The following is a 9,085-nucleotide window of genomic DNA, read 5'->3' as shown; positions in this document are numbered from 1 at the left end:
CTGAAACTAATTATTTTTATAATCTACAAAAAGAGGCAATATTAATATGAAATACAAAAAATTGTGCAAATATACGAATCACCCCATCGCCCTATCACCCCATCACCCCATCACCCCATCTCCCCATCTCTCTACCAATCTTTGTTAGCAATAGAAGAGAGCGATCGCTTGATGCAGTTAAAATTAAATTAGGCATATTTAGTTAGCTTAAATTTTACTAACCAAACCATTAATTTACCAGATATAGCAATCCTAAATAGGTTACGGGTAATCAAAAAGTAGATAAAAAACCTGAAACTTTTACCTATTCCCTGTTCCCTGTTCCCTGTTCCCTAAAAGCGTTAAGGTTTTTATACACAAATAAAATAGGACTGCTATAATTAATCTTTTATTTTGAATATTTTCGGATATTTACTATTTGAGGAATCACGCGCAAAATCTGCAATTTTTTCAGGTCCAGACATTTGCAAATGTTTCAACAATTCACTACTTTCTGTCAATAATTTATCAACATTAATCCCAAAATAATCAGGGTGATAATAATTCAATTTCTTAATACCTTCCCCTAACAACATAACAGCACCACGCCAATTTTCATTTCCAGCATGATAAAGTCCTACTGCTATTTGTAAAACCCCTTGATAAAAAGTGCGTTCTGGTTCTCCAGCTTCCAACCATAAAGCCTCAAGAGTATCATGGCATTTGTAGAATTCTTGTGCGTTAAACTCTGCTATTCCCTGCCAAAACTCTTGGGGAATTTTTTCTCCTTCAGAAGTCATTATTACTAAAATCAAAAATTAACACTAAAAACTAAATTTAATCCCATATCACTTCTCAACTTTCTTCTTTCTTTCCTTTTATTTTACTAGGAAATTACTCCTATTCATTTAAGCTTAAACAATCACAAAATTATTACATACATTAATTAGATATTTTTTGATTAGTCTTTTCTCAATTATATAGATAGTTGAAAATCAATCGTCATTTGTTCAATATACAAAACTATCCAGGAAGTGAAACCTAATATCTTGAGAAGAAGGAAAAAGAGAAATAAATTATCAAAATATAGCAGTCATCAGGACAGTTAAGACATTATTGCTACTATCAAACTCAGTCACAGTAGGAATTTAACTTCTAACTTCTGACTTCTGACTTCTGACTTCATTAACCTTCTTCCTTCAAGTTTTAAACTTACATACTTGCTCTAGTTGACTCTAAATCTTCTTGACTAATTTCTTGTTGTTCGCCAGCAAAATCATTATCTGGGGTTAAAAATAGCATACAATGACATTCTTTGCGCTCCCGCATTGGAACACAAGGACAGTTCCAATATGTAGCTTTTACTTCTGCTTCTTTATCTTCATAATGACGACATGGACATAAAGGAGCGCCCAATTCATCCTTATGTTTAGCTAATCCTTCAATTACCACAGCAGTAACTGAAGGATCTACACAAAAATAAGTATTTGTATTCTTGGCATACTTTTCAGAGAACTTTTTCATCGCCTCCAAAGATTTTTCAGTAGATAGTTTCTTGTTTTCTGTAGTCAGGGTCATAATATGTTTTTGTTATGCTGGTGATATTAGTTAGTTTATCAATTTTACTACATAAAGCCATTTTACGAAAAAAATTCCATTAAAAGTTTCCCATATTGAAAATTTTTTACTTCTATACTATAGATAATTAAATTTGTCAATCAAAACAAATAATACCGTTGCCAATTTAACTTTTAATTTGTGAGTGAAGTTGAAACTCTAAAGGTTGATTAGAACTAATTTCCAAACCAGAACAATGTTGAAGCTGTGGTATTTCTGCTGCTGAAGCAACAGACTCATCTAACCACAATAACCATCTACTTCCAGGAGGAAGAGAAGTCAGACTAACCGAATTTTCAGTCAACCAAAGCAAAGACCTTTCTGGTGGTTTTCCTGCCAAAACCTCTTCCCCAAAATTAACTCCAGCTAAGGTTTGCAACACAGCTAAATTACCATGCACCAACCCAGTAGCAGCAGTCCAAAGTTGAACATTTAGTAGAGAGCGGTTAGCATAAAAATATAAAGAAGCAGCAGCACTCACCGCAGCTTCAAAATTATCGGGTTGCCACTCAGCAGCACTATCGAGACAAATTAAAATTTCTTCTCCTCCCCTAGATACCTCTAGTTCCCGAACCCGCAACTCCCCATAACGCGCACTACTCCGCCAGTGGATCAAACGACTAGGGTCTCCAAACCGATATGGTCGTAATGTCCGAGTTAATCCTTCCGAAGCCATTTGATAACGACTATCTTCGTGAAGTTGACGACTATGTTCTTGACCAAGTTCATCTATGATGGGGCAACTACTCAGGGGTAAAACGGTAGGATAAACAATGGCGGTAGCTTTAGCATTTCGACTACGACGACACCAGAATAGACCTAGAGGTGCTGCGGTTCTAAGTTGAAGATAATGCCATCTATATATACCCCTTTTTTGAGTGGGGAGATAGTAAACCCAATGGTAAGTGTCTTTAGCGGGAATAACTTCTATTGCTTGTTGCACTGGTTTTCCTAATACAAAAGGAATTTCATCTTGGAGTTGCAGCAAAGCTAGTGGTTGGTTAGTAGAATTTTCTATTGTCAGGGCGATCGCTAAATGGTCACCCACAGTTATAGGTTGAATTGGATGGCGACGTACTTTTATTTGACGTAGCGATCGCCCTGGTAAAACAGCACCCATTCCTAACAATGCAAAACTCATGCCACTAATTACATATAACCATCCTGCCATTGTGTTAGTAGCGGCACCGAAGAAAAATATTGATAATATTCCGAGTAACCCACCTGCGTAAGCTGGTGTTACCCAGTTAGTTTCTAGCCAGTCGGAAATTTTGTAGTAAATTTTCATCTAGTTAGTTTGATTATTTTGATTAGGATTTATATGATGTTAGATAATAAGTAATAAAAAAGTTTTTGTTTGTAGTAGGGCTTTAGCCCGAACTATAGATAGGACTAAAGCCCTACTACAAGCTTTTATCAATTACTATTTCCTATTTTAGAGATAATTTTACCAATCTAATCCTTGCTCATCATCTTCTACTGTATCAAATAGAGATAACTGTTTGATGTCTTGGGAAATTACATAAATATTGGATTGATTTTCTGAAATTATTTTTCCTTCTGTTTTAGCTATTTTTAACCAATCTTGTAATTGACTAATATTTACGTTTAACTTTGTGGCTAAATCTTTATCTGTTTGTGGTTTCTCTAAGTTCTCAAGTATGATTGGCAATACTGCTTCATAAATATTTAATTGCTGTGTTGAAGTTTGATAATTTTGATGTTCTTTAGTTTCGGCAGCAATTCTATAATTTACTGGATTTTTAGTTTGGATTATTTTTTCTTCAGCTAATCAAAAATAAAATCAATTATCGCACTCTTATTCATCAAAAAATCCCCCCTACTCCCTACTCCCTACTCCCTACTCCCTAATCTGTGAAAAAGCTTGCTAAAATACTTCAGTAACTCTTACATATCTATAATTGTGATTGCAATTTATCCAGGCAGTTTTGACCCTATTACCCTCGGTCACATAGACATTATAGAACGAGGCTGTAAGCTGTTTAAAAAAGTGATTGTGGCCGTACTGCGAAATCCTAGTAAGACCTCTTTATTTACTATTGAGAAACGTTTAAATCAAATTCGCTATTCTACAGAACACTTACCTAATGTAGAGGTAGCCAGTTTTGATGGTTTAGCGGTAAACTATGCAAAAATGCGACAGGCTAAAGTCCTGATTCGAGGTCTGCGGGTTCTTTCAGATTTTGAAAAAGAATTGCAAATGGCCCACACAAATAAAACCTTATCGTCCGAAATAGAGACCGTTTTTTTGGCTACCTCTAACGAATATAGTTTTTTAAGTAGTAGTGTAGTTAAAGAAATTGCCATTTTTGGTGGCTCAGTAGATCATCTTGTTCCTCAGCACATTGCTATTGATATTTATAAATGTTACGACAAAACTCAGCCAATATTGAACCAGAAGTAAATGGACAAAATGTCGAGGGTGAACCCACCACTGCTTCTCCTGGAGTAGATATCCAGAGAGAACTAAATCGACTCGAGGAGATTATTCTCGATAGTCCTAGAATACCCTTTGTGGGACGTACTTTAATAGATGAAGAACAGTTATTAGACCAACTAGATATAGTACGTCTGAATTTACCAGTTGCTTTTCAGGAAGCAGAAATGATTGTTCGACATAAAGATGAAATTCTTCAAGAAGCTGAACTTTATGCTGAAGAGATTATTGAAAATGCTGAACAACGAGCTTCCCAAATTTTAAATGAAATGGGTCTGGTGCAGCAAGCTAAAGTAGAATCAGATCAGCTTAGAAATCAGGTTCAGCTAGACTGTGAAGCAATTCAACAAGCTACTATTGCTGAAATTGAACAAATTCGCTATCAAGCTCAACAAGAATTGGAAGAAATGAGAGCTAGAGCGATCGCCGAATGTGATGAAATTCAGAATGGTGCTGATGACTATGCAGATCATGTGCTTGATAGTATTGAACAGCAGTTAACGGATATGCTCAAAGTGATTCGTAATGGTCGTCAACAATTGGAAGGAGATGGAGGTTATGGAACTGATATAACGCCATTAAATCCCGAAGTATGATTAATAATGGAGTTATTAATTATTAAATCGGGACTTAGTTTACTGCTTCATAAAACTGATACAAAGCGTCACATAATGTCACAACTTGATGTGTACGGACGTTGCATGCAACGTCCCTTGCTGTACAGACGTTGCATAACAAAAATGCGTTTCATGTCGCGCAGCGAAACGTCGCTACCGTCGGCGGTTACTCATCCACAGGTATTGACGGGTCTTGCCCAACCGCATCCCTCAAGTTTACACTTGTATTTCAGTCTTTGTCAATAGACATCTCCAATAATAACAGGACTTACGCAAATTCTTAGACCACACACTATCCTTAGGGAAGAATGAGCATTTACCCCTACTAGATATGGCGCTTGGAGCGTAAGTCCTGAATAAAAAATCAAATCAATTTCCCACTCTTATTAATCAATTCTTTCTCCCTGCTCCCTGCTACCTCGTAATTGTGTCGATGTCTAATAGATAGACACCCGAGAAATGTTTAAGCAGTGATTAGAGCAGAAGATACAAATCTTACATTTGAGAGAATATCGTTTTATATCGCTAAAAAACGTAAATTGTCAACAAACTCAAAACTCCTAAACAATATTCAGAAACCGGGTAACTTCAAGTAAATATAAATATTTTGACATCCTCCCGACGCTGCTCTGCGAGACAGCGCGGGATTCCCATCCATCAATCAAACAGACTGTAGGGGCGATTCGCGAATCGCCCCTACTGGAAAGATTCAGGGCGGGTTGACACCTCACTGGAAAATGCTGGCTTGCCAGTAATCACGCTTCCTCCATGTCCGTTTAACGTCTCCGAGTGCCCCTCGACGACTTAATTGAAAAAACAATATTAATCTCAACCTTGGTTTTTGGTTGAGCAATATTTGTATGTTAACAGATTATCTGTAAAACCGCTCTTATTGATTGGTTTTCCAATTGCGTCGCTCCCCTACGGGAGAGCGCGGGTCAAGGGCCAACGTTGAGATAAATCCATCATAACATTAGCCCGGTTTCCCCAAGGATAAAATTAGATAAATGTGGCAATTTTGAAACTGGCATCCATATTTAAGTGGAAATTGTTAATTGCCACGATAATTTATATAAGTTTGGGTCATTTCAGTTATCAGTTATCAGTTATCAGTTATCAGTTATCAATTATCAGTACCAACCACTAAAGTCTCTAGCTTGAAATACTGAATTGAATATTTTTTTCATCCCCTTAAAAAGGGAGGCTTTGGACTTAATTTTTTGGTAAATAGAAATTATACCTATGCTAGTTATCATGCTCGTGAGGTACAAAATTTTAGGTTTTAGATTTTAAGTTTTAGGTTTTAGGAAAAAGGGAATAAGGCATAGTTCATTAATGGATAATGGATAATGGATAATTACCTCAAGGAAAACCGAGAGGATTGAATATAAGGAAATATCCTAGCACTTTTTTTCCCCTATGGGGGGAGGCTTTTAACCAAGGTATTTAATTAATAAATATTAATTATTCATTATTCGGGAAAGAAGAAAAACAACAATTGGCAAAATACTTGAAAAATGCTCTATTTTCAGATAAACCTTGGCTTTTTTTCAGAATTTATACACTCTATTCTATCAAAAAAAACTCAAAGAAAATTTTTGATTATTACTAATTCTCCAAATTTAAATGTAACATAAATTCCTAACTTCCTCTAGAAATAAAATGATTACAGAAAAGTTTCGTCGCCAACTTCGCCAAGAAGCGAGACTATGGCAAACAGAGGGATTAATTGATAATTATCTCTATCAACAATTATCAGAGCGTTACCAATTTGATTCTTTAGAAAAAACTGCTAGTTCTCGTTTTGTTACTATCTTAATTTCCCTGGGTGGTATTCTCCTGGGATTAGGTATAATCACTTTTGTTTCTGCTAACTGGCAACAATGGTCACGAGAAGTAAAAACACTCCTATTATTAACTTTATTTATCGGAGTTAATACCACTGGTTTTTATTTATGGCGACAACAAAATACTCTACCTAATACTACCAATAAAAAACAAAAATTAGGTCACGGACTATTAATATTTGGAGCATTAATTTTAGGGGCAAATATAGCACTAATGGCTCAAATGTTTCATATTGGTGGTTCTCCCTACGGATTATATATTGTTTGGGGATTAGGAGTTTTAGTAATGGCTTATAGTCTACAACTAAAATCTCTGGGAATTATTTCTATTCTCTTGATAGGATTAGGCTATTTAATGGGGTTATCAACTGTATTTTATCCAGAGGAATTTTCCTGGTTACAGTTCATAATAGAATATATGTCTTTGGTGGCAGTATTTTTGTTTATTCCCCTAGCTTACTGGTGCAATTCCCGAATAATTTTCTTTCTAGCTGCATTGATAATATTGCTAGCTTTAGAAATTAGTTTGTTCCGAATTTTTGATTTTTCAAATCATGGTTTATGGGGAGCGATAACTTTAATTTTACCTCCTGCTTTATTGTGGGGATATGACGACATTATCTTGCCTAAAGTAGATAGCAGAATTTTTCAACCTTTAACAAGAAATTTAGCTATTTGGTATTTGAGTATTGGATTTTTATTTTTATCTTTTCGAGCAATTTGGCAGGATTTTTCATTAGTAAATTATTCTGATATATCATCAGAAATTCACTGGTTAACTTTAGTTGAAGTTCTACTATTTGTGGGATTAACTATTTGGCAATGGTTGTATTTGGCACGACCAAATAAAAGAGATGCTCGGGGTTGGCGATTAGATTTAGTCAGTGGTGTGATTTTGGGTTTTATTGTTGGAACAGCAATATTATGTTTCTGGCATTTGAGTATTAATGAAATTCCAGAAATAGCCACTTTTATTATAAATATAGAAATGTTTATTTTGGCAGCAGGTTTAATTAGGATTGGATTAGCGCGAGGAATTAGAGGTACTTTTTGGGGCGGTTTAGTATTGTTGACTTTACAAATTGTTAGTCGTACTTTTGAGTACAATACTGGATTATTACTGAAGTCTTTTGTGTTTATTTTATGTGGTGTAGGAGTTATAGCTGCCGGTTTATGGTATGAACGTCATTTATCATTAAAATAGGGAATAGGGAGTAGGGAATAGGGAGTAGGGAATAAGGAGATAGGGAATAAGGAGATAGACGAGATTCGTAACTAGCAAAATTTTTTGTATTTGATAATTACTTTTGATTTTTAACTTCCGTGAAACGGTATAATTGGAGAACTAACATGAAATTTTATAACCCTTTTAGTCAAAGCAATTTATCAACTAAAAATCAGGATAATACTGAAGAGATAAGTTTACCTATTAATCAAACAAAATCTCTAACAAAGCAAATACCTATTTGGCGGTTTATTTTGCCTTTAACTTTGCAATTAGCATTAATTTTGTCAGTTCCTGCTCAAGCTATTTATACTCACATTACAGGTAGAACAGTTATTTTACAAACTGCACCTGTAGACCCTTATGATTTTTTGCGGGGTTATTATCAAGTATTAAATTATGACATTTCCCGCAAAGATAATTTGAGCAAACTTCCGGGTTGGCATCAATTTGAATTGGAAACTTCCCGCAGATTTTATTCAGACAATCAAACTAATATTTATGTAATTTTAGCTGCACCTGAAAAAATAGAAAATTCAGGCATTCCGAAAGTTTGGCAACCTGTGGCAGTAAGTGCAAAAATGCCCGAAAATTTGCCAGATAATCAGATAGCTATTCAAGGAAAACTTGATGGTTGGAGAGTTAAATATGGTTTGGAAACTTATTTTATGCCGGAGGATAGACGTACAGAAATTAATCAAGATATTTCGGAAGTACAACGGAGTGTTAATTCAGAAGGTCAAATACCTTTTGTCGTAGAAGTAAAAGTAAATTCTCAAGGTAAAGCTGTACCTTTAAGTTTGTGGGTAAAAGAGCGTAATTATAAGTTTTAAATAGCTATCAGCTTTTAGCATTCAGCTATCAGCTTTTTGAACTGCTGAAATTTTCGGCATTCATTATCAACAGTTAATGCTCAGATATCGTGGAATTTTTGTTCTTTAGCTAGTATTTCGTCTTGCATTGATTACTTCCTTATATTTTAAATATGTAATAAATATCCTAGTTTGAAAGTACCTTTAATTGTAGCAATCAGCAATAAGATTGCCCTCGACTAGCAATAACAAACTTTTTCAACCAGGATTAAATGCAACTCGCCAGTAATAACTTTTTCGGCTAGAATTAAATGTAAATAGCTTAAGACTTTTGTATAGGTATTTAGCAATTACCTGTCTGAAGATGATTCATATTTAATAAAATTTATGCGAAGTGGATTTAGTTGGACTAAGGAAAATGTAAATTTGGCTATCGCAGGCGCTAGTCTTATTGTTGCTATTGTTGCTTTAATTTTTCCAAATATCAGATGCTCAATTCCAATTGTTAACCGATATTGTCCGATAAATTA

General features: G+C 34.9%; 9 protein-coding genes. 5 read left to right on the top strand and 4 right to left on the bottom strand.

What is annotated here, in order from left to right; translation table 11 throughout:
- Nucleotides 1-63 precede the first annotated feature (63 nt).
- Nucleotides 64-192, top strand: coding sequence for a hypothetical protein (locus F6K22_RS21145; protein ID WP_293102234.1), 129 nt, complete (start codon nucleotides 64-66; stop codon nucleotides 190-192).
- Between the two features lie 188 nt (nucleotides 193-380).
- On the opposite strand, the gene F6K22_RS21140 is transcribed toward F6K22_RS21145, so the two are convergent.
- From F6K22_RS21140 to F6K22_RS21125, 4 genes are all read right to left on the bottom strand, one after another.
- Entirely contained in the window at nucleotides 381-779 is a 399-nt protein-coding gene (locus F6K22_RS21140) for a DUF309 domain-containing protein (protein WP_293102233.1), read from the bottom strand.
- A 412-nt stretch (nucleotides 780-1,191) separates the two neighbouring features.
- Nucleotides 1,192-1,557, bottom strand: coding sequence for a ferredoxin thioredoxin reductase catalytic beta subunit (locus F6K22_RS21135; RefSeq protein WP_293102231.1), 366 nt, complete (start codon nucleotides 1,555-1,557; stop codon nucleotides 1,192-1,194).
- Nucleotides 1,558-1,723: 166 nt separating this feature from the next.
- Nucleotides 1,724-2,884: a DUF58 domain-containing protein gene (locus F6K22_RS21130; RefSeq protein ID WP_293102229.1), complete on the bottom strand. Its 1,161-nt coding sequence runs from the start codon at nucleotides 2,882-2,884 to the stop codon at nucleotides 1,724-1,726.
- A 159-nt stretch (nucleotides 2,885-3,043) separates the two neighbouring features.
- Nucleotides 3,044-3,268, bottom strand: coding sequence for a hypothetical protein (locus tag F6K22_RS21125; protein WP_293102227.1), 225 nt, complete (start codon nucleotides 3,266-3,268; stop codon nucleotides 3,044-3,046).
- 252 nt (nucleotides 3,269-3,520) lie between these two features.
- On the opposite strand from F6K22_RS21125, the gene coaD reads away from it, so the two are divergent.
- From coaD to F6K22_RS21105, 4 genes are all read left to right on the top strand, one after another.
- Nucleotides 3,521-4,021 carry a pantetheine-phosphate adenylyltransferase gene (coaD, locus tag F6K22_RS21120; RefSeq protein WP_293102225.1) on the top strand — a complete coding sequence of 167 codons (501 nt, stop codon included), beginning with the start codon at nucleotides 3,521-3,523 and terminating at the stop codon, nucleotides 4,019-4,021.
- Nucleotides 3,982-4,650 (top strand): ATP synthase subunit B family protein, encoded by a 669-nt coding sequence (locus F6K22_RS21115; protein ID WP_293102223.1) that lies wholly within the window; start codon nucleotides 3,982-3,984, stop codon nucleotides 4,648-4,650. Before coaD ends, F6K22_RS21115 begins: the two co-directional genes overlap by 40 nt.
- Before the next feature lie 1,683 nt (nucleotides 4,651-6,333).
- On the top strand, nucleotides 6,334-7,722 hold the full coding sequence (locus F6K22_RS21110) for a DUF2157 domain-containing protein (protein ID WP_293102221.1): 1,389 nt from the start codon (nucleotides 6,334-6,336) through the stop codon (nucleotides 7,720-7,722).
- Nucleotides 7,723-7,868: 146 nt separating this feature from the next.
- A complete protein-coding gene (locus F6K22_RS21105; protein WP_293102219.1) occupies nucleotides 7,869-8,576 on the top strand; it encodes a GDYXXLXY domain-containing protein in 708 nt (235 codons plus the stop codon).
- The last annotated feature ends 509 nt before the right edge of the window (nucleotides 8,577-9,085 follow it).

Origin of the sequence: Okeania sp. SIO2F4 (genome assembly GCF_010672385.1) — a bacterium.
Lineage (GTDB): Bacteria > Cyanobacteriota > Cyanobacteriia > Cyanobacteriales > Microcoleaceae > Trichodesmium.
This window is presented reverse-complemented; position numbering and strand designations above follow the sequence as displayed.